Raw genomic sequence first — 24,974 nt, forward strand, 5'->3', positions numbered from 1 at the left:
GGCCAGGATGTGCGAATTGGGGGGCCGGGGTGGGCGCGGTGGAAACCGACGGTTCGGTGCAGGGGGCGGCGAGGACGGCGAAGGCCGTCCGCAAGCCGACGGGCAGGCAGAAGCGGATGCCGCGCGCGGTGCGCGAGCGGCAGATGATGGACGCGGCGGTGCGCACCTTCGGGCAGCGCGGCTACCGCGCGGCGTCGATGGACGAGATCGCCGAGCTGGCGGGGGTGTCCAAGCCGCTCGTCTATCTCTATCTGAACTCCAAGGAAGAGCTGTTCACGGCGTGCATCCGCCGGGAGGCGGCCGCACTCGTCGAGGCCGTACGCACCGGGGTCACCCCCGGCGAACCAGCCGACCGGCAGCTCTGGGCCGGGCTGCGGGCGTTCTTCACGCACACCGCGGAACACCCCGACGGGTGGGCGGTCCTGCACAGTCAGGCCCGTACGCACGGCGAGCCGTTCGCCCGCGAGGTCGCCGTGATGCGCGAGGAGATCGTGGCGTTCGTGACCCTGCTGATCGTGGAGGCGGCCCGCGAGGCGCACCACGATCCGGCGCTGCCCGCGCACGAGGTCGCCGGGCTCGCCGAGGCGCTGGTGGGTGCCGCGGAGTCGCTCGCCGTATGGGCGAACGCCACACCCGGCGTCTCGGCCAAGAACGCCGCGGCGACGCTGATGAACTTCGCCTGGGCGGGCCTGGGCAACCTGATGCGCGGGGAGTCGTGGTCGCCTCCCAGGCTCTGAGAACCTGGGAGGCGCGCCGCGTGCTGGCCAGGTGGCCTAGCAGGTGCCGTTCGTCGGCCTGTCCGCGAAGCGGGCCGCCAGCCAGTTCTGGACCGCCGTCGCCTCCGTGATCACGGCGGACACATGCTCACCGAGCAGGATCGTCCGCCACTTGACGTTGCCGCCCTTGGCGCACCAGTCCTTGCCCAGTTGCCTGCCGAGGCCGTACGGGATCAGCTCGTCGGCGACCGCGTGGTACAGGTAGACCGGGTGGTCGGGCTTCGTCCCGCCCAGGTCGGAGTCGCCGAGCCGCCGTTGCCACTCGGGCGTGTCCAGCGGGTTGGTGTGCGTCATGTCGGAGATCTTCTTGAAGGCCCCGAGCACGGCGTTGGCCGCCACACAGTTGCCCCTGAGGGTGCCGATGAGCTTCTTCCCGGAGTCGTTCAGATACGAGTCCAGCCGCAGCTCGGGGTAGGCGGCGTCCAGCCCGGACGCGGCCATGAACAGCAGCCCGGCGCCGTACGACCCGTCATGCACGGAGGCGAGCGGGGCGAGCTTCGCCGGGACCCCGCCCGTCGCGGTCCCCTTCACCTTGAGCTCGGGCGCGTACGACGCCTTCAGCTCGGCGGCCCAACTGGAGGCCTGCCCACCCTGGGAGTAGCCCATGATGCCGATCGGGCTGTCGGGGGTGAGGCCGGAAGCGGCGGCGGCCGGGATGCGCTGGGCGGCGCGGGCCGCGTCGAGCATCGCGTGGCCGGCGGAGCGTCCCGCGGTGTAGGTGTGTTCGCCGGGGGTGCCCAGACCCTCGTAGTCGGTGACGGCTACCGCCCAGCCGCGCCAGGTGAGCTGCTGGATGAGGTTGGCCTCCAGTGTGGTGCCGTGGGGGAAGCCCGCGCTGGGGGCGCACTGGTCGCCGAGTCCGACCGTGCCGACGGCGTAGGTGATCAGGGGCCGGGGGCCCTTCCGGCCGTCCTGCGGGACGATGACCGTGCCGGAGACGGTGTTCGGCTGGCCCAGCGCGTCGGTCGAGCGGTAGTGGATCTTCCAGGCCTTGGTGTTCGTCGGCTGGCCGGGCAGCGGGTGGAAGGCCGAGTCCTCCACGCTGACCACGTCACCGGGGTTGCTGCCGGAGTTCTGCTCGGCCCGCGCCGTCGGCTCGGTCTGTGCGGCCTGCGCGGCTGACGTACCGACCGCGGGCAGGGCGGCCGCCAGTGTCAGCGCGGTGATCACCCCGCCCAGCCTTCTGGGCATACGGATGTGCATGCGGCTCTCCCAACTGTCCTGTGGGGCAGGGATAGTTGCCAGGAAGGTAGTGACCGGCGGGTAAGTTACGCGCTGACCGGGACGCTCAGCTTTGCTGACTCCGCGTCTCACCTGGCAGGAAACTGGGTGGATAACTGGATGAATCGCTAACGACCGCGTGCCCGATCCGGTACGCCCCCGGCGTCGTCCCCGTCCATCGCCTGAACGCCCGGTGGAATGCGGTGTCCTCGGAGAAGCCAAGCCGCGCCGCGAGCTCCGCGATCGGCTCCCGCCCCTCGGCGAGCCCCGCGATCGCCGCGTCCCGCCGCACGGTGTCCTTCAGCTGCTGGTACGAGGTGGACTCGGCCGCGAGACGACGGCGCAGCGTCGCCGGGCTCACCGCGAGCCGCCCCGCGATCTCACCCAGCGCGGGCAGCCGCGGCGCGTCACCCTGGTCAGCGAGTGCCCGCGCCAGCGCCCGCCGCACCTGTTCGGCCACGGTCGTCTCGTACTCCCGGCGGCTGAGCAGGTCGAAGGGCGCCCGGCGCAGCATCCGCTCCAGCTCGTCCTCGTCCCGGATCAGCGGCGCGTCCAGCCAGTGCGGCGCGAAGCCCGCGCCCGTCCGCACGGCGCCGAAACGCACCTGGCAGCCGAAGAGTTCCGCGTACTCGTCCTGGTGCGGCGGCGGTGGATAGCCGAACGCCGCCCAGCGCAGCGGGATGCGGCGGCCGATCAGCCAGCTGCACAGCCGGTGCCAGATGGCGAGGACGCACTCGGTGAGGAAGCGGTCCTCGTCCCCGGCGATGTCGCCGCGTACGGTGAACACGGCCTCGTCGTCGGACCGGTGCAGCACGAGGTCGGGGCCGCTGGGGAACAGCCCGTAGAACGTGATCGCGCGCTCCACCGCGGAGCCCAGGTCGCGGCAGCCGTAGGTGGTCCGGCACATCATCGCGAACGTCCCCGGCCTGCTGACCGCCGTCCCGAGCCCGAGGAACTCGTCCTGGGTCGCCCGGTAAAGCTCCCGGAACAGCCGGACGAACTGCGCCGAGGTGATCCGCGCCCGGTCGTCGCCGAGCAGCAACGGGGGGATCTGGGCGGCCTGGAGCAGGGGCACGGTGTCGACGCCGTGGCGCTGGGCGCCGCGCAGCACGGCCCGTACGTGGTGCACGGTGACCGTCCGCCTCGCCATGCCCATGACGGTAGCGGGATTGAGCGCGTAGGTCAGCGGTGGTGACGCTTCCGGTCATCCCCGCCCGTCGGGGCGTGTCCGTAGCGTCGTACGCATGCAGCCGCAGACGGAACAGCCGCAGCCGGAACAGCCCAAGAGTCTGGCCGTGTTCGTGGAATGGGTGGCGGAACGTTTCGCCGAGCACCCCGCCCTGCGCTTCAAGGCCCCGAAAGGCGTAGGCGCCGCGGAAGCCGCTGACGGGTGGGCCGAGGTCAGCTACGCGGAGCTTCGCGAGACCGTACGCGCCGTCGGCAGGGGTCTGATCGGCCTCGGGGTACGCCCCGATGACCGGGTGGCGATCCTCGGCGAGACCCGGCCCGAGTGGACGTATGCCCACTTCGGGGCGTTCGCGGCGGGCGCCGTGGTGGTGCCGGTCTATCCGACGGCCGGCGACGAGGAGGTGGCCTGGGTGCTCGGGGACTCCGGCGCCTCCGTGGTGATCTGCGAGAACACCGCCCAGGCCGCGAAGGTCGAGCGGCTGCGCGCCAAGCTGCCGGGCATCCGCCACATCGTGCTCATGACCGAGGCAGGCGCCAAGGACCCAGGGGACGTCTCGCCCCTAGCCCTGCGCGAGCTGCCCGACCAGGCGCCGCTTCCCGAGCTGCTGGCCCGCGCTGAGGCCCGTACGGACGACGACCTGGCCACCCTCGTCTACACCTCGGGTACCACCGGTCTGCCCAAGGGCTGCCTGATCACCCACGGCAACTTCGGCTCCGTGCGGGACGGCACCCTGAACCTGATCCCGGGCGGACCCGGCGACCGTACCTACCTCTATCTCCCACTCGCGCATGTCATGGCCCAGCTGATCGAGTTCAAGGCGCTGCTACAGGGCGGCACGCTGGCGTACTTCGGCGGCCGGATCGAGGACATCGTCGGTGAGCTGGCCGAGGTCGCGCCCACCCATCTGCCGTCCGTGCCGCGCCTCTTCGAGAAGGTGCACTCGGTGGTCCTGGGCCTGGCCGAGGCGGAGGCGGGCGGCCGGGAGCGGTTCGCTGAGGCGATCCGGGTCGGCGTCCGGGTCGCCGAGCTGCGCGAGCGGGGCGAGCAGCCGACCGGCGAGCTTCGCGAGGCCTTCGAGGCCGCGGACGAGAAGCTGTTCGGCCTGGTCAGGGCGGCCTTCGGCGGGCGGCTGAGGTGGGCGCTGACCGGTGCGGCGCCGATCGCGCCGAGCACGCTGGACTTTCTGCGCGCCTGCGGCATAGCGATCTTCGAGGGATACGGAATGACCGAGTCCGGCGGGGTGATCGCGCTCAACCACCCGGGCGCGCTGCGCTACGGCTCGGTCGGACGCCCGATGCCGGGCTGCGAGGTCCAGATCGCCGAGGACGGCGAGGTACTGGCCCGGGGTGTGAACGTCTTCCCCGGCTACCACGGCAACCCCGAGGCCACGGCCGCGGCGCTGGACGCGGATGGCTGGCTGCACACGGGCGACCTGGGGTCCCTGGACGAGGACGGCTTCCTCTTCATCACCGGACGCAAAAAAGACCTGATCATCACCTCGGGTGGCAAGAACCTCGCACCGTCGCCGGTGGAGTTCGCCATCCAGCGGTCACGCTATGTCTCCCGAGCGGTGATGGTCGGTGACCACCGTCCGTATCCGGTCGCGCTGATCACGCTGGACCCGGAGGAGCTGGCGGGTCTGGCCGCCCGCGAGGGCATCGAGCTGGGGGAGCGCCCTGGCGGGAACGCACGGGTGCGCGAGCTGGTCCAGGAGGCGGTGGACGCCGCGAACGCTGAGGTGTCCCGACCGGCCCGTATTCGGGCCTTCGAGATCCTCGACGACGATTTCAGTGTCGCGAACGGCCTGCTGACGCCAAGCATGAAGGTCCGCCGCCAGGCGGTGCTGGCCCGCTTCGCCGACCGGGTGGAGGCCCTGTACGCGACGGGGCCCTGAGTGGCGCTGGCGGCACTGGAACCTGAGCGGGGCTGAAGAAGGCAAAAAAGGCAGGAGCCCCGCTCCCTCCGCCGAGGCGGAGGGGCAGGGCTCCTTGGGTACTGCTATCTCACTATCCGTTCCGGATCAGAGAACCGGGATACCGGATCAGGCCGGGGAGACGTTCTCCGCCTGCGGGCCCTTCGGGCCCTGCGTGACGTCGAACGTCACCGGCTGGTTCTCCTCGAGGGAGCGGAAGCCAGAGGCGTTGATCGCGGAGTAGTGGACGAACACATCCGGGCCGCCGCCTTCCTGGGCGATGAAGCCGAAGCCCTTTTCAGCGTTGAACCACTTCACGGTTCCGGTAGCCATAAAGCCCTCCTTGGGCCAAAGGGTTGCCCTGCTCCAGAACCTGCGAGTGTCAACCACTACTGCAAAAGTCTGAAAACGACGAGAGCCTGCGGTTACATGCTCCGCAGGCTCTGTACTGCAAGGGAAACCAAACTGCAACTTGCGGCGAGCCTAGCACGCAGGTGCCTGGTGAGGGTAGAGGGCAAGATCGCGTCACTCGAATGTCTGAAAGCGGCTGCGCGAAGGTTGACGAGCCGGTGACCTGCGTCTTGACAGAGAGTGAATGGAGCCCCGGACTCGCGCCCCGGACCGTGGGAGCTAGCCTCACGATGTGGACCATTCTCCCCGCAGCCGGCCCCGCGTCGGTCACATTCAGTTTCTGAACTGCCTTCCTCTCTACTGGGGACTGGCCAGAACCGGGGCACTGCTCGACTTCGAGCTCTCCAAGGACACCCCGGAGCGGCTCAGTGAGCAGCTCGTACGGGGCGAACTGGACATCGCGCCGATCACCCTCGTGGAATTCCTCAAGCACGCCGACGACCTGGTCGCGATGCCGGACATCGCGGTGGGCTGTGACGGCCCGGTGATGTCCTGCGTCATCGTGTCGCAGCTGCCGCTGGAACGGCTTGACGGGGCGCGGGTGGCCCTCGGGTCCACTTCGCGTACGTCCGTACGCCTGGCGCAGCTGATGCTCGCCGAGCGCGTCGGCGTGACCCCCGACTACTACACGTGCCCGCCGGACCTCGGCGTGATGATGCAGGAGGCGGAGGCCGCCGTACTGATCGGGGACGCCGCGCTGCGGGCCAATCTGCACGACGGGCCGCGGCTCGGGCTCGAGGTCCATGACCTGGGGCAGATGTGGAAGGACTGGACCGGGCTTCCCTTCGTGTTCGCGGTGTGGGCGGCGCGGCGCGACTACCTGGCACGCGAGCCCGAAGTCGTCCACAAGGTGCACGAGGCGTTCCTGTCCTCGCGTGACGTGTCGCTGGCGGAGGTCGGCAAGGTCGCCGAGCAGGCGGCGCGCTGGGAGGCCTTCGACGCGGAGGTCCTGGAGCGCTACTTCACGACGCTGGACTTCCGGTTCGGCACCGAGCAGCTCGCCGGGGTGGCCGAGTTCGCCCGCCGGGTCGGCCCGACCACCGGCTTCGACCCGCACGCGCGCGTAGAGCTGCTCGCCCGCTAAGAGACCGGGTGACCCACGAAGGGACCGGGTGGCCCAAGGCAACCGCCCGCAGGGCCTGTCAGAGCGCTGGCGTACGCTGGATCGGTCCGCCCAGCCATGGAATCGCCCATGGCGAACCCTGCTGAAAGGGACGTCCCGGTGACCGAGAAGGCCGCGCTTCAGTCCGTCCTCGACCGCGCCGCCGAGGGTGGGCGGATCACGCACGAAGAGGCGCTCGACCTCTACCGCTCCGCGCCGCTGCACGCGCTCGGCGCCGCCGCCGACACGGTCCGCAAGCGGCGGTACGCGGGCACCGAGCACATCGCGACGTACATCATCGAGCGGAACATCAACTACACGAACGTCTGCGTGACGGCGTGCAAGTTCTGCGCCTTCTACGCCCCGCCGAAGGCCGTCGACAAGGGCTGGACCCGCGACCTCGACGACATCCTGCGGCGCTGCGCCGAGACCGTCGAGCTCGGTGGCACGCAGATCATGTTCCAGGGCGGACACCACCCCGACTTCGGCGTGGAGTACTACGAGGAGCACTTCTCCGCGATCAAGAAGGAGTTCCCGCAGCTGGTCATCCACTCGCTGGGGGCCTCCGAGATCGAGCACATGGCCCGGATCTCCGGGGTGTCCGCGAAGGAGGCGATCGAGCGCATCCACGCGGCCGGGCTCGACTCCTTCGCCGGCGCGGGCGCCGAGCTGCTCCCGGCGCGGCCACGCAAGGCGATCGCGCCGCTCAAGGAGTCCGGCGAGCGCTGGCTGGAGATCATGGAGATCGCGCACGGCCTGGGCGTGGAATCCACGTCCACGATGCTGATGGGTACCGGCGAGACCAACGCCGAGCGCATCGAGCACCTGCGCATGATCCGCGACGTACAGGACCGGACCGGCGGCTTCCGGGCCTTCATCCCGTACACGTACCAGCCCGAGAACAACCACCTCAAGGGCCGTACCCAGGCGACGATCTTCGAGTACCTGCGCATGATCGCGATCGCCCGGCTCTTCTTCGACAACGTCGCCCACATCCAGGGCTCCTGGCTGACCACGGGCAAGGAGATCGGCCAGCTCTCGCTGCACTACGGCGCGGACGACCTGGGCTCGATCATGCTCGAGGAGAACGTGGTGTCGTCGGCCGGTGCCAAGCACCGCTCCAACCGGCTGGAGATCATCGACCTGATCCGCCGGGCGGGCCGTGTCCCGGCCCAGCGCACCACCACGTACGAGCACATCACCGTGCACGACGACCCGGCGAACGACCCGGTCGACGAGCGGGTGGCCTCGCACATCTCCTCCACCGCGATCGAGGGCGGCACGGCCCACCCCGAGCTGAAGCTGCTCACCACCAACTGAGATCGCCGAGAGCGGTGACCCAGACTCGGAGGCCGCCTTGCTGACCCTGCACGCCGCGCCACTGGTCCTGCCGGTCGGCGCGGCACCGGTCCCGGACGGCGCGGTCGCCGTCGACGGCGACCGGATCGCGGCGATCGGCCCGTACGAGGAGCTGGCCGCGGCCTATCCGCAGGCCCGCGTCCGGCGCTGGCCGGGCCTGCTCACGCCCGGTCTGCGGCAGTGGCACGCCCGCTGGCTGCTGACCCGGGCCTACCACCCCGACCCCCGCGAGGCCGACGAACTCGGCACCGAGCCGGTCACCGGCGAGGCACTGGCCAAGCTGGCGCCGGTACTGGACGAGGCCCGCTGGTCGGGCAGCGTCCGCCGAGGTTTGCAGCGGATGCTGGCACACGGCACGACCCACGTCGCCGGTTCCTTCCCCGGCCCGGTGCGCCAGGCGGTCACCCGCTCCGGGCTGACCGAGGTGTCCGCGGTCGGCGCGCCGGGTGTGCTGGTGGGCGGCCCGAGCCTGGACCCGTTCGCCGAGGGCCACGACCTGACCGGCTCCGTACACGCCCCACTGAGCGTGGGCGCGCGGGCTGACCTGGCCGCGTTCGATGTCCCCGACGAGGCGGCGCTGGCGGAGCGTGGCGCCGCCACCTGCGTGGCCACGGTGCTCGCCGGTCGCTTGGTCCACCGCACCCGCTGACTCGCACCCGCTACCCGCACCCGCTACCCGCACCCCCTCACTCGCACCCGCTGACCCGCTCGCGCGGCCCGCGGCGCGGCCCCCTCCCCGGTCGCGGGGCGGCGGAGTGGCCCCTGCCACAATGGCTGGGTGACCCGCGCATCCTTGGACAAGCAGCCGCACGAAGTCGCCTCGATGTTCGACGACGTGGCCGAGAACTACGACCTCACGAACGACGTGCTGTCCCTCGGACAGGACCGGTTCTGGCGCAAGCAGGTCGCCAAGGCGGTGGATGCCCGGCCCGCGCAGAAGATCCTCGACCTCGCCGCGGGTACCGCCACCTCGTCGCTGCCCTTCACCCAGACCGGTGCCTACGTGGTGCCCTGTGACTTCTCGCTCGGCATGCTCCGGGTCGGAAAGCGCAACCATCCGCATCTGCCGCTGACCGCGGGTGACGCGACCCGGCTGCCCTTCCAGGACGACGTCTTCGACGCCGTCACCATCTCCTTCGGGCTGCGCAACGTCCAGCGGACAGACGCCGCGCTGCGCGAGCTGTACCGCGTGACCAAGCCCGGCGGCCGGGTCGTCATCTGCGAGTTCAGCCAGCCCACCTGGGCGCCCTTCCGCACGGTCTACACCGAGTACCTGATGCGCGCGCTGCCCCCGGTCGCGCGCGCCGTCTCCTCGAACCCGGACGCGTACGTCTATCTCGCCGAGTCGATCCGCAGCTGGCCCGACCAGCCCGCGCTCGCCCGCATGCTGCGGGAGGCGGGTTGGTCGAAGGTCGCCTGGCGCAATCTGACCGGTGGTGTGGTCGCACTGCACCGGGGCTTCAAGGCCTGAGGCCCGGCTCGTGAACTACCAGCACGTCCTGGAACAGATCGCGGACGACGTCGCGGCCACCCCTGGCCGCGGCCGGTCCGCCGACTACATCCCCGCGTTGGCCTCCGTCGACCCGAGCCGCTTCGGCATAGCGCTCGCGGACACCGACGGGAAGGTCTACGGCGTGGGGGAGTGGCGTACGCCGTTCTCCGCGCAGTCGATCACCAAGGTGTTCACGCTCGCCCTGGTCCTGGCCCAGGACGGGCCGACCCTGTGGGAGCAGGTGGGCCGGGAGCCGTCCGGCAATCCGTTCAACTCCCTGGTGCAGCTGGAGTACGAGAACGGCATTCCGCGCAATCCCTTCATCAACGCGGGCGCGTTGGTCGTCACCGACCGGCTGCAGACGCTCACCGGCGACGCCAGTGAGGACCTGCTGGATTTCCTGCGGGCCGAGAGCGGCAACCCGGACCTCGGCTTCGACATAGAGGTCGCCGCGTCCGAGTCCGCGCACGGCGACCGCAACGCGGCGCTGGCCCACTTCATGGCCTCGTACGGGAACATCCGGCACCCCGTGCCGACCTTGCTCGACCACTACTTCCGGCAGTGCTCGATCGAGATGAGCTGCGCCGACCTCGCCCTGGCCGGTGGCTTCCTGGCCCGGCACGGTGTCCGCGCGGACGGCGGCAGGCTGCTGAGCCGTAGCGAGGCCAAGCAGATCAACGCGGTGATGATGACCTGCGGGACGTATGACGCGGCGGGCGACTTCGCCCACCGGGTCGGGCTGCCGGGCAAGAGCGGGGTCGGCGGTGGCATCCTCGCGGTGCTGCCGGGCAAGGGCACGCTGTGCGTGTGGAGTCCGGGGCTCGACGAGCGGGGCAACTCGGTCGCCGGAGTCGCGGCGCTCGACCGCTTCACGACGCTCACGGGCCTCTCCGTATTCTGACCGCCGCGCCGCGCCCCGCCACGACAGCTCTGGGCGTGGCCGGGCGCGGCTACCGGGCGGCCAGGGCGGGCCCGGTTACCGGCCCAGGGCGAGCCGGAAGCAGTGCCCTTCCGTCTCCCGGCCCGGTATCGCGAAGGTCTCCGCGTGGCGCATGCCCAGCCGTCGCGTCACCGCGACGGACCGCGTGTTGCCCGGGTTGACCATCGCGACCACCTCCGCCACCCCGGCCGCCCGCAGCCGCTCCAGCGTCGCGCGCGCGGCCGTCGTCGCGTAGCCGCGGCCCCACGCGCGGCGCGCGAGCCGCCAGCCGATCTCGATCTCGCCCACCGGGCCCCAGTCATGCGGCCAGTGCTGGGCGCCGGTGAACCCCAGGACCTGGTCGTCCTCGTCCAGTACCGTCCAGAAACAGAAGCCGTGTTCGGCGTCGTGCTTGCGCTGCCGGGCCGTCAGTTCCTGGTACGCGGACAGCTCGGCCGGTGCGCCGCCGTGGAACTCCATGACCTCGCGGTCGGCGAAGACCTCGTGCCAGGCGTAGGCGTCCTCGTCCGTGGGGACGCGCAGCCGGAGGTCAGGAGGTGTGGGAGTCATCTGAGGCAGCCCTTCGGGTTCGTGATCAACACACCCCCATAGACTGCACACGTCCAGTGCCTTCGGCACGCAAATTCTCAAGACCGGGGGAGATCCCGCCGTGACCGAGCCCCTCTCCGAACACAGCGCAGATGTGATCGTCGTCGGGGCCGGGCCAGCCGGTTCCACGACCGCGTACTACCTGGCGAAGGCCGGACTTGACGTCCTGCTCCTGGAGAAGACCGCGTTCCCGCGCGAGAAGGTCTGTGGCGACGGGCTCACCCCGCGTGCCACCAAGCAGCTGGTCTCCATGGGCATCGACATCTCCGAAGAGGCGGGCTGGCTGCGCAACAAGGGCCTGCGCATCATCGGCGGTGGCGTGCGCCTGCAGCTGGACTGGCCGGAGCTGGCGTCGTACCCGGACTACGGACTCGTACGCAAGCGTGACGACTTCGACGAGCAACTGGCCCGGCAGGCGCAGAAGGCGGGCGCCCGACTGTATGAGCGCTGCAACGTCGGCGCCCCGATCATCGACGACCGCACCGGGCGGATCACCGGCGTACGGGCCAAGCTGGGCGAGGAGAAGCGCGCAGCCACCTTCCACGCGCCCCTGGTCGTCGCCGCCGACGGCAACTCGACGAGGCTCTCGCTGGCGATGGGGCTGCACCGCCGCGAGGACCGCCCGATGGGCGTCGCGGTCCGTACGTACTTCACCTCGCCGCGCCATGACGACGACTATCTGGAGTCCTGGCTGGAGCTGTGGGACCGGCGCGGCGCCGAGGACCGGCTGCTGCCGGGCTACGGCTGGATCTTCGGCATGGGCGACGGTACGTCCAACGTGGGCCTCGGCATCCTCAACTCGTCCTCCGCCTTCAGGGAGCTGGACTGGCGCGAGGTGCTGAAGGCCTGGTGCGCCTCGATGCCCGAGGACTGGGGGTACGTCCCGGAGAACATGACCCAGCCGATCCGGGGCGCGGCGCTGCCGATGGCCTTCAACCGGCAGCCGCACTACACCCGTGGGCTGCTGCTCGTGGGCGACGCGGGCGGCCTCGTCAACCCGTTCAACGGCGAGGGCATCGCCTATGCGATGGAATCGGGACAGCTGGCCGCGGACGTGATCGTCCAGGCGCATGCCCGGCAGACCCCCTCGCAGCGGGAGTTGGCCCTCCAGCGCTACCCGAAGGTCCTCAAGGACACCTACGGCGGCTACTACACGATGGGCCGCGCCTTCGTGAAGCTCATCGGCAACCCGAAGGTCATGAAGATCGCGACGCAGCGCGGTCTGACCCACCCGATGCTGATGCGGTTCACGCTGAAGATGCTCGCCAACCTGACGGACCCGACGGGCGGCGACGCGATGGACCGGGTCATCAACGGCCTGAGCAAGGTGGCCCCGCGGTCCTGAGGACGGCGTAGCGCGTACGGCGAAGGGCCGGCGTTCCCGAGAGGAACGCCGGCCCTTTGCTTGGCTTCTGGGTCGGTCAGAGAACGCGGACCGCGCCGGTCGCCGGGTAACCCGAGAGGTCCTGGATGACGACGCCCTTGGCGGGGTTGGCGGCGTCCAGGTACTGGCCGTTACCGATGTACACGCCGGTGTGGTACGCGGAGCCTGCGGAACCCCAGTACAGGATGTCGCCGACCTGGAGGTTGGACGTGCCGACCTGGGTGCCGACCGTCGACTGGTCCTGGGAGACGCGCGGCAGGTCCACACCGACCTGCTTGAACGCGGCCTGGACGAGGCTGGAGCAGTCCCAGGCGTTGGGGCCCGTGGCGCCCATCACGTAGGCGTCGCCGAGCTGGGCCTTGAGGAAGGAGACGACGGTCGCGACGCTGCCGCTGGCGGGCGCGCTGGCCGTGGTGGAGGCGCTCGCGGAGGTACCGGCGGAGCCGGTGCCGGAGCCCGAGCCCGCGGAGCTGCTGGCGGTGCTGAGCGTGGTGCGCTCGGCGGAGCGGGCGGCCCGCTCTTCGGCGGCGCGCTTCTCCTCGGCCTTCTTCTTGGCCTCGGCCTTCGCCTCGGCTTCTGCCTTGGCCTTGGCTTCCGCCTCAGCCTTGGCCTTCGCCTCGGCTTCCTTCTTGGCCTTCTTCGCTTCCTTGGCGGCCTTGGCCGCCGCCGCGTCCTGCTCGGCCTGCAGGTAGTAGGTGTCAGCCGCCTGCTGGGTGGCGTCGGCCGCGGCGGTCACCTCGCTCGCGAGTCCGGTGAGGGCGGGCATCTCGATGGTCTCGGTCACCGGTTCGGCCGCGTTCGCCGCTCCGGACGCACCGGCTACCGCGAGGGTGCTGAGGACGCCACCGGCAACTCCGGCACGCAACTTGGTGGCGCTGCGGCGGGGCTTCCGGTGGCTGGGTATGTGAGCGGTGAGAGACATGAGTACAACGGGTATCAAGGGATGAGGGTTCCCTTCAAGAAACGTGTGCTGCGCCACAGTTGGGCGATGGCGGGCTGAATCCCGGGCGTGTCGCAGCTTATTGACGCCGTAACGGGCAATACGGACACTGCTGATCAAGCCCGTGATCATGGGCTTTCCGAGTTACGTCCTATTTGCCCAGCGCGTACCACCCATCCGCATCGTTGGCCAAGCCCGCCGTTTTCCGTCGCTCGGCGGTGTGGCGCAGGTCACGGAATGGTCACCGCGGGGACGCGATCCGGCTGGCGCTCGTCGGCGGCATCCCTTCGCGGGGTCTCCGCTCGTGAACGCGTGCACGCGTTCACCGTTCCGCGCGCGCCCGTACCCCGCGCCCTCGGCTCACCTCGCCGCGCCTCGCCGCGCCTCGTCGTGCGAGCCGCCCCCTCTATCAGGGGAGTCTCCTGGCTGCCAATTTGCTTGCAGTCGCTACCTCTTGATAGAGGCCGCACCGCTCCGACCTGGGTTAACGCGAGCAGATGTCACGTCTGGTGATCTCTTCGGTGCTTCGCGTATGAAGATCACCACTCATCCGACTTCATGATCCTTCGTCAGGTGGTGGAGATCACAAACTCGAGGACGCACCCCGTGTCGCAGATCACAGACCGGCGGGCATAGGATGCGGGGCAGTTGGGCTTGTGAACTGCCTCACATAAGCGCGATCTTCGTGAGGCAGGGCACCCGCCCCGTGAAGTCCGTATGCCGAAGCAGTCAGTGCCGACTGAGAGGAGCGAGGAGCGGTGAACGCCTACGTCCCCATCCTCGTACTGGGAGCCCTTGCCGCCGGCTTTGCGATCTTCTCCGTGGTCATGGCCACGCTTATCGGTCCAAAGCGCTATAACCGGGTACGGCTCGATGCCTATGAATGCGGCATCGAGCCGACGCCGACGGCTGCCGGCGGCGGCCGATTCCCGATCAAGTACTACCTGACGGCGATGCTCTTCATCGTCTTCGACATCGAGATCGTCTTCCTCTATCCCTGGGCCGTCACCTTCGACGCCCTGGGTGTTTTCGGGCTCGTGGAGATGCTGCTCTTCGTGCTCACCGTCTTCGTCGCCTATGCGTATGTATGGCGACGCGGCGGCCTGGAATGGGACTGAGGGGCTGAGGGGCCACCAATGGGACTCGAAGAGAAACTGCCGAGCGGCTTTCTGCTGACCACCGTCGAACAGGCCGCGGGCTGGGCGCGCAAGTCATCCGTCTTCCCCGCCACCTTCGGCCTCGCCTGTTGCGCCATCGAGATGATGACGACCGGCGCGGGGCGCTATGACATGGCCCGCTTCGGCATGGAGGTGTTCCGCGGCTCGCCACGCCAGGCCGATCTGATGATCGTGGCGGGGCGGGTCAGTCAGAAGATGGCGCCGGTGCTGCGCCAGGTCTATGACCAGATGCCGAATCCCAAGTGGGTGATCTCCATGGGGGTTTGTGCGTCTTCCGGTGGAATGTTCAACAATTACGCGATTGTTCAGGGCGTTGACCATATCGTGCCTGTTGATATCTATCTGCCCGGATGTCCACCGCGTCCGGAGATGCTGCTGGACGCGATTATCAAGCTCCACCAGAAGATCCAGACCTCCAAGCTGGGTGTGAACGCGGAGGAAGCGGCCCGCGAGGCGGAAGAAGCGGCCCTCAAGGCGCTCCCCACCATCGAGATGAAGGGGCTGCTCCGGTGAGCGACGCGAACGACAGCAAGCCCAACCCGGCCGACGAGCCCAACCCGGCCAGCGAGCCCAAGTCGGCGCACGAGCCCAACCCGGAGAAAGACCTCGGCACCGACAACCTGCCGGGTCAGCGCGGCGACCACGGCGAGGAGGTCCGCGTCCAGCGCGGCATGTTCGGCGCCAACAACGGCGGCGACACCTCGGGCTACGGCGGCCTGGTCCGCTCCGTACGGCTGCCAGGACCCGCGGTACGCCCCTACGGCGGGTGGTTCGACGAAGTCGCGGACGAACTCGAGGGCGCCCTGGAAGAGCAGGACCTGCTTCCGGAGACCGCCATCGAGAAGACCGTCGTCGACCGCGGCGAACTCACCTTCCACGTCGTGCGCGAACACCTGGTTCAGGTCGCCAGGACCCTGCGCGACGACCCCGCGCTGCGCTTCGAGCTCTGCACGGGCGTCTCGGGTGTCCACTACCCCGGGGACAAGGGCCGCGAGCTGCACGCCGTCTACCACCTGCGCTCACTCACGCACGGGAGGCTGATCCGCGTCGAGACCAGCGCGCCGGACAGCGACCCGCACGTCCCCTCGCTGGTCGCGCTCTATCCGACCAACGACTGGCACGAGCGCGAGACCTACGATTTCTTCGGCCTGATCTTCGACGGCCACCCCGCCCTCACCCGGATCATGATGCCGGACGACTGGCAGGGCTTCCCGCAGCGCAAGGACTACCCGCTCGGCGGCATCCCCGTCGAGTACAAGGGCGCCCAGATCCCGGCTCCGGACCAGCGGAGGTCGTACTCATGACCACCCCATCTGCATCCGCGTCCCCTCGCGAGACCACCGAGGGCACCGTCTACACCGTCACCGGCGGCGACTGGGACGAGGTCGTCCAGTCCGCGGCCGAGGCCGACGACGAGCGCATCATCGTCAACATGGGCCCCCAGCACCCGTCCACCCACGGGGTGCTCCGGCTCATCCTGGAGATCGACGGCGAGACCGTCACCGAGGCCCGCTGCGGCATCGGCTATCTGCACACCGGCATCGAGAAGAACCTCGAATTCCGGAACTGGACGCAGGGCACGACCTTCGTCACGCGCATGGACTACCTCATGCCGTTCTTCAACGAGACGGCGTACTGCCTCGGGGTCGAGAAGCTGCTCGGCATCGAGGACCAGATCCCGGAGCGGGCGACGGTGGTCCGGGTCCTGCTGATGGAACTCAACCGCATCGCCTCCCACCTGGTGGCCCTCGCCACCGGCGGTATGGAGCTCGGCGCCACCACGATGATGATCAGTGGCTTCCGCGACCGTGAGTACATCCTCGACATCTTCGAGCTGATCACGGGCCTGCGGATGAACCACGCGTTCATCCGGCCCGGCGGACTCGCCCAGGACCTGCCCCCGGGCGCGGTGGACCAGATCCGCGAGTTCGTGAAGACGATGACCAAGACCATTCCGGACTACGACAAGCTGGCCACCGGGAACCCGATCTTCAAGGCCAGGCTGCAGGACGTCGGCTACCTCGACCTGACCGGTTGTGTGGCCCTGGGCGCCACCGGACCGATCCTGCGCGCCACCGGGCTCCCGCACGACCTGCGCAAGTCCAACCCCTACTGCGGCTACGAGACCTACGACTTCGAGGTCGCCACCGCCGACACCTGCGACTCCTACGGACGCTTCCTTATCCGCGTGGAGGAGATGCGCCAGTCGCTGCGCATCGTCGAGCAGTGTCTGGACCGCCTGAAGCCGGGCCCGGTGATGGTCGCCGACAAGAAGATCGCCTGGCCCGCGCAGCTCGCGCTCGGCCCGGACGGCCTCGGCAACTCGCTGGACCACATCAAGAAGATCATGGGTACCTCGATGGAGGCCCTGATCCACCACTTCAAGCTGGTGACCGAGGGTTTCCGGGTCCCGCCGGGACAGGCGTACGTCGCCATAGAGTCACCCAAGGGCGAGCTCGGCGTACATGTCGTCTCCGACGGCGGCACCCGCCCCTACCGGGTCCACTACCGCGACCCGTCCTTCACCAACCTGCAGGCCACGGCGGCGATGTGCGAGGGCGGCCAGGTGGCCGACGTCATCGTCGCGGTGGCATCCATCGACCCCGTGATGGGAGGCGTCGACCGGTGACCGATGTATCGCTGGGTATGCCCCAACTCCCGGCCCCCGACTACCCGGCCGACGTACGGGCCCGGCTCGAGGCGGACGCGCGCGACGTCATCGCGCGCTACCCCGACAGCCGGTCCGCGCTGCTCCCGCTGCTGCACCTGGTCCAGGCCGAGGAAGGCCATGTCACCCGCACCGGCATGGCGTTCTGCGCCGAAATCCTCGGCCTGACCACGGCCGAGGTCACCGCGGTGGCCACCTTCTACACCATGTACCGGCGCAAGCCGTCCGGCGACTACCAGGTGGGGGTCTGCACCAACACACTCTGCGCGGTGATGGGCGGCGACGCCATCTTCGACGAACTCAAGGAGCACCTGGGGGTCGGCAACAACGAGACCACCGAGGACGGCAAGGTCACCCTCGAGCACATCGAGTGCAACGCCGCCTGCGACTTCGCCCCCGTCGTGATGGTCAACTGGGAGTTCTTCGACAACCAGACGCCCGAGTCCGCCAAGCGGCTCGTCGACGACCTGCGTGCGGGCCGCGACGTCGAACCCACCCGCGGCGCGAAGCTGTGCACGTACAAGGAGACCGCCCGGATACTGGCTGGTTTTCCCGACGAGCGCCCCGGAGCCGTCGAGGCGTCCGGCGGCGCGGGCCACGCCTCGCTGGTCGGGCTCAGGCTCGCCAAGGGCGAGAAGCCCCCGGCCAAGGTCGTGTCGCCCCGGTCGTCCGGCTACGCCAGTGACGAGCCGCCCGCGGACCACCCGAGCTCACACGACGCACCCCAGCAGACCTCAGCGTCCGATCCCGCCCACCCGTCGGGCCCGGTGACCGAGGAGGAGGAGTGATGACCTTGGCATCAGCCGAGCAGGGGGGCACCGCCCGCCCGAGTGCATTCGAGGGTGGGGGAGAGACGAGTCCCGACAAACTGCTCGCACCGGTCCTGTCGGCCTTCTGGGACCAGGAAGAGTCCTGGACGCTGGAGACCTACCGGCGTCACGAGGGGTACGAGGGCCTGCGCAAGGCGCTCGCCATGACGCCGGACGACCTCATCGCGTACGTCAAGGACTCAGGTCTGCGCGGCCGCGGCGGCGCGGGCTTCCCTACCGGAATGAAGTGGCAGTTCATTCCCCAGGGAGATGGCAAACCGCACTATCTAGTTGTCAACGCCGACGAATCGGAGCCCGGGACCTGCAAGGACATCCCGCTCCTCTTCGCGAACCCTCATGCCCTCATCGAGGGAATCGTGATCGCCTGTTACGCGATCCGGTCGAACCATGCCTTCATCTATCTGCGCGGCGAGGTCGTCCCCGTACTGCGCAGACTGCACGAGGCCGTGCGTGAGGCGAAGGAGGCGGGCCTGCTCGGCGAGAACATCCTGGGCAGCGGACTCGACCTCGAACTCACCGTGCACGCGGGCGCGGGCGCGTACATCTGCGGTGAGGAGACCGCGCTGCTCGACTCGCTCGAAGGCCGACGCGGACAGCCCCGGCTGCGTCCCCCCTTCCCGGCTGTCGCGGGTCTTTACGCGTGCCCCACTGTGGTGAACAACGTCGAGTCCATCGCTTCGGTTCCCGCGATCCTGAACCGGGGCAAGGACTGGTTCAAGTCGATGGGCAGCGAGAAGTCCCCGGGCTTCACGCTCTACTCGCTGAGCGGCCATGTCGCCAACCCGGGCCAGTTCGAGGCTCCGCTCGGCATCACGCTGCGCCAGCTTCTCGACATGAGCGGCGGCATGCGGCCGGGACACCAGCTCAAGTTCTGGACGCCCGGCGGCTCGTCGACCCCGATGCTCACGGCCGAACACCTCGATGTCCCGCTGGACTACGAAGGCGTCGGCGCCGCGGGCTCGATGCTCGGCACGAAGGCGCTCCAGTGCTTCGACGAGACCACCTGCGTCGTACGGGCGGTGACGCGCTGGACCGAGTTCTACGCCCACGAGTCCTGCGGCAAGTGCACCCCCTGCCGTGAAGGCACCTACTGGCTAGTGCAGTTGCTACGGGACATCGAGTCCGGCAAGGGCGTCATGGCCGACCTCGACAAGCTCAACGACATCGCCGACAACATCAACGGCAAGTCCTTCTGCGCGCTGGGCGACGGCGCCGCGTCGCCGATCTTCTCCTCGCTCAAGTTCTTCCGCGAGGAGTACGAGCAGCACATCACCGGCAAGGGCTGCCCCTTCGACCCGGCCAAGTCGACCCTCTGGGCCGACCGACCCGCCGACCCCACGGAGGTGACCGCATGACAGTGTCCACCAGCGCCACCTCCTCAGGAGGGGAGGCGGCCGTTCCGCCCGAGGACCTGGTCTCGCTGACGATCGACGGAGCTGAGCTCAGTGTGCCCAAGGGCACCCTGGTCATCCGGGCGGCCGAGCAACTGGGCATCGAGATCCCCAGGTTCTGTGACCACCCCCTGCTCGAACCGGCAGGCGCCTGCCGCCAGTGCATCGTCGAGGTCGAGGGCCAGCGCAAGCCGATGGCCTCCTGCACCATCACCTGCACCGACGGCATGGTCGTCAAGACGCACCTCACCTCGCCCGTCGCCGAGAAGGCCCAGCAGGGTGTGATGGAGCTGCTGCTCATCAACCACCCGCTGGACTGCCCGGTCTGCGACAAGGGCGGCGAGTGCCCGCTGCAGAACCAGGCCATGTCGCACGGCCAGTCCGACTCGCGCTTCGACGGCAAGAAGCGCACCTTCGAGAAGCCGGTGCCGATCTCCACCCAGGTGCTGCTCGACCGCGAGCGGTGCGTACTCTGCGCCCGCTGCACCCGCTTCTCCAACCAGATCGCCGGCGATCCGATGATCGAGCTCCTGGAGCGGGGCGCGCTCCAACAGGTGGGTACCGGTGAGGGCGACCCCTTCGAGTCGTACTTCTCCGGAAACACCATCCAGATCTGCCCGGTCGGCGCGCTGACCTCGGCGGCGTACCGCTTCCGGTCCAGGCCCTTCGACCTGGTCTCGTCTCCCAGCGTGTGCGAGCACTGCTCGGGCGGCTGCGCGACCAGGACCGACCACCGGCGCGGCAAGGTGATGCGGCGGCTCGCGGCCAACGACCCCGAGGTCAATGAAGAGTGGCTGTGCGACAAGGGCCGCTTCGGCTTCCGCTACGCCCAGCAGCGGGACCGGCTCACCACCCCGCTGGTCCGTGACGCCGAGTCGGGCGAGCTCAGGCCGGCCAGCTGGCCGGAGGCGCTGGAGGTTGCGGCGGGCGGACTCGCGGCCGCCAAGGGGAGGACCGCTGTACTGGCGGGCGGCCGGCTCACGGTCGAGGACGCCTACGCGTACAGCAAGTTCGCGCGCGTGGCGCTCGGCACGAACGACATCGACTTCCGCGCGCGCGTGCACAGCGGTGAGGAGTCCGACTTCCTGGCCGCCCGGGTAGCCGGGCGCGGACGGGACCTCGACGGTACGGGTGTCACCTACACCTCGCTGGAGAAGGCCCCCGCCGTCCTGCTCGCCGGGTTCGAGTCCGAGGAGGAGGCGCCCGGCGTCTTCCTGCGGCTGCGCAAGGCCTGGCGTGGCCACGGCCAGCGGACCTTCGCCCTCGCCCCGTACGCGACGCGCGGCCTGGAGAAGGCGGGCGGCACCCTGCTTCCCGCGGCACCCGGCACCGAGCCCGAGTGGCTGGACGCGCTGGCGTCTGGCGTCGGCCTGGGCGACGACGGGGCCAAGGCCGCCGAAGCGCTCCACGCGGAGGGAGCGGTCATCGTCGTCGGTGAGCGGCTCGCGGGCGTGGCCGGTGGGCTGACCGCCGCGGTACGCCTGGCGCGCGCCACCGGTGCGCAGCTGGTGTGGATTCCGCGCCGGGCCGGTGAGCGCGGTGCGCTCGAGGTCGGTGCGCTGCCCTCGCTGCTGCCCGGTGGCCGTCCGGCGACCGATCCACGCGCGCGGAGCGAGGTGGCGGCCCTCTGGGGCGTCGCCGAACTCCCGCATCGCTTCGGCCGCGACACCGGCCAGATCGTCGAGGCCGCCGCCACCGGAGAGCTCGCGGCCCTGGTGGTGGCGGGCGTCGAGGTCGCGGACCTGCCGGACCCGGCGCGCGCCCGGGAGGCGATCGGCGAGGTCGGTTTCCTGGTCAGCCTGGAGCTGCGGCCCAGCGAGTTCACCGAGCGGGCGGATGTCGTCCTCCCGGTGGCGGCGGTCCCCGAGAAGGCGGGCACCTTCCTCAACTGGGAGGGCAGGGCCCGGCCGTTCGAGGCCGCGCTCAAGCCGGACCAGATGACCCGCTCGACCGCGCCCACCGACGCGCGCGTACTGCACATGCTGTGTGACGCCATGGACGTCCACCTGGGCCTGCCGGACAACCGGTCGGTCCACCGTGAACTCGACCGTCTCGGCCCCTGGGACGGGCCACGGGCCACCGAGCCGCTGGACACCGTCGCCGGGCTGCCGCGGCCCGGCAGCGGGGAGGCCGTACTCGCGGGCCACCGGCAACTGCTCGACCAGGGCCGTCTCCAGGAAGGCGACCAGGCGCTCGAGGGCACCTGGCACGAGGCGCTGGCCCGGCTCTCGGCGGCCACCGCCACTGAGGCGGGCGTCAAGGACGGAGACGCGCTCGCCGTCACCGGACCGCAGGGCTCGGTCGTGCTCCCGCTGCGGGTCACCGAGATGCCGGACCGGGTGGTCTGGCTGCCGCTGAACTCCACCGGCGGCGGGGTCGCGTCGGACACCGGGGCCCGCCCCGGTGACCTGGTGAGGGTCGGCCCGGCCGGCGCCGCCACGGACGGACCGGCCGCGACGGAGGTGCAGGCATGAGCCAGACCGCTCTGGAAGACCTCTCGATGTTCGGCACCGATCCGTGGTGGCTGATCCTCATCAAGGCGGTCTTCTGCTTCGCCTTCCTGATGGTGACCGTCCTGATCTCCATCGTCATGGAGCGCAAGGTCATCGGCTGGATGCAGCGGCGTATCGGCCCCAACCGGCACGGCCCCTGGGGCATGCTGCAGTCGCTCGCCGACGGCGTGAAGCTGATGCTCAAGGAAGACGTGATCGTCAAGCGGGCGGACAAGGCCGTCTACATCCTCGCGCCGATCATGGCCGCGATCCCGGCCTTCATGACGATCGCCGTCGTCCCCTTCGGGCCAGCGGGCAACGAAGTCTCGATCTTCGGCACCCGCACCGCGCTCCAACTGACCGACCTGCCGGTCGCGATGCTCTACGTCCTGGCGATCGGCGCGGTCGGCGTCTACGGATTCGTGCTCGGCGGCTGGTCGTCGGGGTCGACGTATCCGCTGCTCGGCGGCATCCGCTCGAGTGCCCAGATGATCTCGTACGAGATCGCCATGGGCGCGGCCTTCGCCTCGGTGTTCCTCTACTCGGGGTCGATGTCGACCTCGGCGATCGTCGACGCACAGAGCGACCGCTGGTACATGGTTCTGCTCCCGGTCTCGTTCCTGATCTACATGGTGACGATGATCGGTGAGTCCAGCCGGGCGCCGTTCGACATGCCGGAGTCCGAGGGCGACCTGGTTGGTGGCTTCAACACCGAGTACAGCTCGATCAAGTTCGCGCTGTTCATGCTCTCCGAGTACATCCACATGGTCACCGTGTCGATGATCGCGGTGACGCTCTTCCTGGGGGGCTGGCGGGCTCCGTACCCGATCTCCACCTTCTGGGAAGGCGCGAACCACGGCTGGTGGCCGATGCTCTGGTTCGTCATCAAGCTCCAGCTGCTGATCTTCTTCTTCGTCTGGCTGCGCGGCACCCTGCCGCGGGTCCGCTACGACCAGCTGATGAAGCTGGGCTGGAAGGTCCTCATCCCGGTCGCGGTCGCCTGGCTGATGCTGGTCGCGACCGTGCGGGTGATGCGGAACGAGGGCGTCGACTTCTGGCAGATCCTGCTCTACGTCGGCGGCACCCTGCTGGCCGTTCTGCTGCTCTCCTTCGTCGTGGACATCTTCCGCGACCGCAAGGAGCGGACGGAGGCGGCGATCAAGAAGGCGCCGCCCGCCTTCGACCCGATGGCCGGTGGATTCCCGGTCCCGCCGCTGCCGGGCCAGACCCTGCCACCCGTTCCGCGACGCCGCTCGCGCCAGGAGCGCGAGTTGATTGTCAGTGGCGGAGTGGATACTCCAAGTGACGGAAAGGAGGCTGACGGTGTCTGAGGAATCCAGGGAGTCACGCGAGACCGAGCAGGGGTTCCAGAACCCTGTGGCTGGCTTCGGCGTGACCTTCAAGGCCATGTTCAAGAAGCGGCTGACCGAGCAGTACCCGGAGCAGCCGAAGACCACGGCACCGCGCTTCCACGGACGGCACCAGCTCAACCGCCATCCGGACGGCCTGGAGAAGTGCATCGGCTGCGAGCTGTGCGCCTGGGCCTGCCCCGCGGACGCCATCTACGTGGAGGGCGCTGACAACACCGAGGAGGAGCGCTACTCACCGGGCGAGCGGTATGGCCGCGTCTACCAGATCAACTACGCCCGCTGCATCTTCTGCGGCCTGTGTATCGAGGCCTGCCCGACCCGGGCGCTCACGATGACCAACGAGTTCGAGCTGGCCAACAGCACCCGCGCCAGCCTCATCTACACCAAGGAGCAACTCCTGGCGGGGCTGGACGAGGGCATGGTCGAGACTCCGCACTCGATCTTCCCCGGCATGGACGAGCAGGACTACTACCGGGGCCTGGTCACCGAGGCCGCCCCCGGTACGGAGCGTCAGGTCGCCGTGTCCAAGGGGGAGAAGCCCGCACAGGAGGCAGCGGAGGACGGCCCGGTCCAGCCAGAGGGGGCCGGCGCATGAGCTCGCTCGCCGCCTACACCACGTCCAGTGGTGAGGCCGTCCAGTTCTGGGTGCTCGGCACGGTGGCCGTGATCGGCGCGCTGTGCACCGTCTTTATGAAGAAGGCCGTACACAGCGCACTGTGCCTGGCCGGGACGATGATCATCCTGGCGGTCTTCTACCTCGCCAACGGCGCCTACTTCCTCGGCATCGTGCAGGTCATCGTCTACACCGGCGCGATCATGATGCTCTTCCTCTTCGTGGTCATGCTGGTCGGCGTCACGGCCGCGGACTCGCTGAAGGAGACCATCAAGGGCCAGCGCTGGATGGCCGCCCTGTGTTGCGCAGGATTCGCCATCCTGCTGGTCGCCGGTATCGGCAACGCCTCGCTGCAGGAGTTCAACGGCCTCGCCCAGGCGAACGCGGGAGGCAACGTGGAGGGCCTCGCGGCTCTCATCTTCACGAAGTACGTCTTCGCCTTCGAGATCACCGGCGCACTGCTCATCACGGCCGCCGTCGGCGCCATGCTGCTCACCCACCGGGAGCGCACCGAGCGGGCCCAGACCCAGCGGGAGCTGTCCGAGCAGCGCGTACGCGGCGACCAGGTGCCGCCGCTGCCCGCCCCCGGCGTCTACGCCCGGCACAACGCCGTGGACATCGCGGGCCTGCTGCCGGACGGCACGCCGTCCGAGCTCACCGTCAACAAGACGCTGCGGTCCCGGGGCCAGATCCGGGATGTGTCAGGTCAGGCGCTGAGCGACCTGAAGGCGCTGGAGCAGCGGTCGCAGACCCGCCTCGGCCGGGATCAGTCCGAGCCCGGCCGGGATCAGTCAGATGAGGAGGCCGCCAAGTGAACCCCGTCAACTATCTCTACCTCGCGGCCGTGTTGTTCGCGATCGGCGCCTCGGGGGTGCTGATCCGGCGGAACGCCATCGTGGTCTTCATGTGCGTCGAGCTGATGCTCAACGCCTGCAACCTCTCGCTTGTCGCCTTCTCCCGGATGCACGGCAACCTCGACGGCCAGATCCTCGCCTTCTTCACGATGGTCGTCGCCGCCGCGGAGGTCGTGGTCGGGCTGGCGATCATCGTGACGCTGTTCCGATCGCGCCACTCGGCCTCGGTCGACGACGCCAGCCTGATGAAGCTGTGAGGGGTCG

The 24,974-nt window shown here is 69.5% G+C and carries 24 protein-coding genes; 19 read left to right on the forward strand and 5 right to left on the reverse strand.

Annotated features, from left to right (window positions below):
* Positions 1-116 precede the first annotated feature (116 nt).
* Positions 117-737: a TetR/AcrR family transcriptional regulator gene (locus GCN81_RS22250; RefSeq protein WP_197287753.1), complete on the forward strand. Its 621-nt coding sequence runs from the start codon at positions 117-119 to the stop codon at positions 735-737.
* A 36-nt stretch (positions 738-773) separates the two neighbouring features.
* Here the strand turns inward: GCN81_RS22250 and GCN81_RS22255 are convergent, their stop codons facing one another.
* Together GCN81_RS22255 and GCN81_RS22260 are read right to left on the reverse strand one after the other, a co-directional pair.
* Positions 774-1,979, reverse strand: a complete 1,206-nt coding sequence (locus tag GCN81_RS22255; RefSeq protein ID WP_156726431.1) for a lipase family protein — start codon at positions 1,977-1,979, stop codon at positions 774-776.
* Positions 1,980-2,064: 85 nt separating this feature from the next.
* A complete protein-coding gene (locus tag GCN81_RS22260) occupies positions 2,065-3,147 on the reverse strand; it encodes an AraC family transcriptional regulator ligand-binding domain-containing protein (RefSeq protein WP_156726432.1) in 1,083 nt (360 codons plus the stop codon).
* A 94-nt stretch (positions 3,148-3,241) separates the two neighbouring features.
* Between GCN81_RS22260 and GCN81_RS22265 the strand changes: the two genes are divergently transcribed.
* A complete protein-coding gene (locus GCN81_RS22265; RefSeq protein ID WP_156726433.1) occupies positions 3,242-5,080 on the forward strand; it encodes an AMP-dependent synthetase/ligase in 1,839 nt (612 codons plus the stop codon).
* 147 nt (positions 5,081-5,227) lie between these two features.
* On the opposite strand, the gene GCN81_RS22270 is transcribed toward GCN81_RS22265, so the two are convergent.
* On the reverse strand, positions 5,228-5,431 hold the full coding sequence (locus tag GCN81_RS22270) for a cold-shock protein (protein WP_156726434.1): 204 nt from the start codon (positions 5,429-5,431) through the stop codon (positions 5,228-5,230).
* A gap of 310 nt (positions 5,432-5,741) precedes the next feature.
* On the opposite strand from GCN81_RS22270, the gene GCN81_RS22275 reads away from it, so the two are divergent.
* The 5 genes from GCN81_RS22275 to GCN81_RS22295 all read left to right on the forward strand — a co-directional run bounded on the left by GCN81_RS22275 (position 5,742) and on the right by GCN81_RS22295 (position 10,363).
* Positions 5,742-6,593 (forward strand): menaquinone biosynthetic enzyme MqnA/MqnD family protein, encoded by an 852-nt coding sequence (locus tag GCN81_RS22275; RefSeq protein WP_156726435.1) that lies wholly within the window; start codon positions 5,742-5,744, stop codon positions 6,591-6,593.
* Between the two features lie 138 nt (positions 6,594-6,731).
* Complete coding sequence (gene mqnC, locus GCN81_RS22280) at positions 6,732-7,931, forward strand: cyclic dehypoxanthinyl futalosine synthase (protein ID WP_156726517.1); 1,200 nt, start codon at positions 6,732-6,734, stop codon at positions 7,929-7,931.
* A 37-nt stretch (positions 7,932-7,968) separates the two neighbouring features.
* The gene (locus tag GCN81_RS22285) at positions 7,969-8,619 is read left to right on the forward strand and encodes an amidohydrolase family protein (RefSeq protein WP_156726436.1); all 651 of its coding nucleotides are present in this window, start codon (positions 7,969-7,971) and stop codon (positions 8,617-8,619) included.
* A gap of 129 nt (positions 8,620-8,748) precedes the next feature.
* Positions 8,749-9,441 carry a demethylmenaquinone methyltransferase gene (locus tag GCN81_RS22290; RefSeq protein WP_156726437.1) on the forward strand — a complete coding sequence of 231 codons (693 nt, stop codon included), beginning with the start codon at positions 8,749-8,751 and terminating at the stop codon, positions 9,439-9,441.
* A gap of 10 nt (positions 9,442-9,451) precedes the next feature.
* The gene (locus tag GCN81_RS22295) at positions 9,452-10,363 is read left to right on the forward strand and encodes a glutaminase (protein ID WP_156726438.1); all 912 of its coding nucleotides are present in this window, start codon (positions 9,452-9,454) and stop codon (positions 10,361-10,363) included.
* Between the two features lie 75 nt (positions 10,364-10,438).
* Here GCN81_RS22295 and GCN81_RS22300 read toward each other — a convergent pair whose 3' ends face one another.
* The gene (locus tag GCN81_RS22300) at positions 10,439-10,951 is read right to left on the reverse strand and encodes a GNAT family N-acetyltransferase (RefSeq protein WP_156726439.1); all 513 of its coding nucleotides are present in this window, start codon (positions 10,949-10,951) and stop codon (positions 10,439-10,441) included.
* A gap of 100 nt (positions 10,952-11,051) precedes the next feature.
* Here GCN81_RS22300 and GCN81_RS22305 point away from each other — a divergent pair, with 100 nt between their 5' ends.
* Positions 11,052-12,335 carry a geranylgeranyl reductase family protein gene (locus GCN81_RS22305; protein WP_156726440.1) on the forward strand — a complete coding sequence of 428 codons (1,284 nt, stop codon included), beginning with the start codon at positions 11,052-11,054 and terminating at the stop codon, positions 12,333-12,335.
* Between the two features lie 76 nt (positions 12,336-12,411).
* Here the strand turns inward: GCN81_RS22305 and GCN81_RS22310 are convergent, their stop codons facing one another.
* Entirely contained in the window at positions 12,412-13,296 is an 885-nt protein-coding gene (locus tag GCN81_RS22310) for a C40 family peptidase (protein ID WP_156726441.1), read from the reverse strand.
* Positions 13,297-14,072: 776 nt separating this feature from the next.
* On the opposite strand from GCN81_RS22310, the gene GCN81_RS22315 reads away from it, so the two are divergent.
* The 11 genes from GCN81_RS22315 to nuoK are packed head-to-tail and all read left to right on the forward strand — an operon-like array spanning position 14,073 to position 24,967.
* Positions 14,073-14,432, forward strand: coding sequence for an NADH-quinone oxidoreductase subunit A (locus GCN81_RS22315; RefSeq protein ID WP_156726442.1), 360 nt, complete (start codon positions 14,073-14,075; stop codon positions 14,430-14,432).
* Between the two features lie 18 nt (positions 14,433-14,450).
* Entirely contained in the window at positions 14,451-15,005 is a 555-nt protein-coding gene (locus tag GCN81_RS22320) for a NuoB/complex I 20 kDa subunit family protein (RefSeq protein ID WP_156726443.1), read from the forward strand.
* The gene (locus GCN81_RS22325; protein ID WP_156726444.1) at positions 15,002-15,796 is read left to right on the forward strand and encodes an NADH-quinone oxidoreductase subunit C; all 795 of its coding nucleotides are present in this window, start codon (positions 15,002-15,004) and stop codon (positions 15,794-15,796) included. The genes GCN81_RS22320 and GCN81_RS22325 overlap by 4 nt, the downstream gene beginning before the upstream one ends.
* The gene (locus tag GCN81_RS22330; RefSeq protein WP_156726445.1) at positions 15,793-17,121 is read left to right on the forward strand and encodes an NADH-quinone oxidoreductase subunit D; all 1,329 of its coding nucleotides are present in this window, start codon (positions 15,793-15,795) and stop codon (positions 17,119-17,121) included. The genes GCN81_RS22325 and GCN81_RS22330 overlap by 4 nt, the downstream gene beginning before the upstream one ends.
* A gap of 17 nt (positions 17,122-17,138) precedes the next feature.
* On the forward strand, positions 17,139-17,948 hold the full coding sequence (nuoE, locus tag GCN81_RS22335; RefSeq protein WP_156726518.1) for an NADH-quinone oxidoreductase subunit NuoE: 810 nt from the start codon (positions 17,139-17,141) through the stop codon (positions 17,946-17,948).
* Positions 17,948-19,345: an NADH-quinone oxidoreductase subunit NuoF gene (gene nuoF / locus GCN81_RS22340; RefSeq protein ID WP_156726446.1), complete on the forward strand. Its 1,398-nt coding sequence runs from the start codon at positions 17,948-17,950 to the stop codon at positions 19,343-19,345. Before nuoE ends, nuoF begins: the two co-directional genes overlap by 1 nt.
* Positions 19,342-21,855, forward strand: coding sequence for an NADH-quinone oxidoreductase subunit G (locus GCN81_RS22345; RefSeq protein ID WP_156726447.1), 2,514 nt, complete (start codon positions 19,342-19,344; stop codon positions 21,853-21,855). The genes nuoF and GCN81_RS22345 overlap by 4 nt, the downstream gene beginning before the upstream one ends.
* Positions 21,852-23,204 (forward strand): NADH-quinone oxidoreductase subunit NuoH, encoded by a 1,353-nt coding sequence (nuoH, locus tag GCN81_RS22350; protein ID WP_156726448.1) that lies wholly within the window; start codon positions 21,852-21,854, stop codon positions 23,202-23,204. The genes GCN81_RS22345 and nuoH overlap by 4 nt, the downstream gene beginning before the upstream one ends.
* Positions 23,197-23,838 carry an NADH-quinone oxidoreductase subunit NuoI gene (nuoI, locus tag GCN81_RS22355; RefSeq protein ID WP_156726449.1) on the forward strand — a complete coding sequence of 214 codons (642 nt, stop codon included), beginning with the start codon at positions 23,197-23,199 and terminating at the stop codon, positions 23,836-23,838. The genes nuoH and nuoI overlap by 8 nt, the downstream gene beginning before the upstream one ends.
* A complete protein-coding gene (locus tag GCN81_RS22360; RefSeq protein ID WP_156726450.1) occupies positions 23,835-24,671 on the forward strand; it encodes an NADH-quinone oxidoreductase subunit J in 837 nt (278 codons plus the stop codon). The genes nuoI and GCN81_RS22360 overlap by 4 nt, the downstream gene beginning before the upstream one ends.
* Complete coding sequence (gene nuoK / locus GCN81_RS22365; RefSeq protein WP_156726451.1) at positions 24,668-24,967, forward strand: NADH-quinone oxidoreductase subunit NuoK; 300 nt, start codon at positions 24,668-24,670, stop codon at positions 24,965-24,967. Before GCN81_RS22360 ends, nuoK begins: the two co-directional genes overlap by 4 nt.
* Positions 24,968-24,974 lie beyond the last annotated feature (7 nt).

This window comes from Streptomyces apocyni (genome assembly GCF_009739465.1).
Classification (GTDB): Bacteria; Actinomycetota; Actinomycetes; order Streptomycetales; family Streptomycetaceae; genus Streptomyces; species Streptomyces apocyni.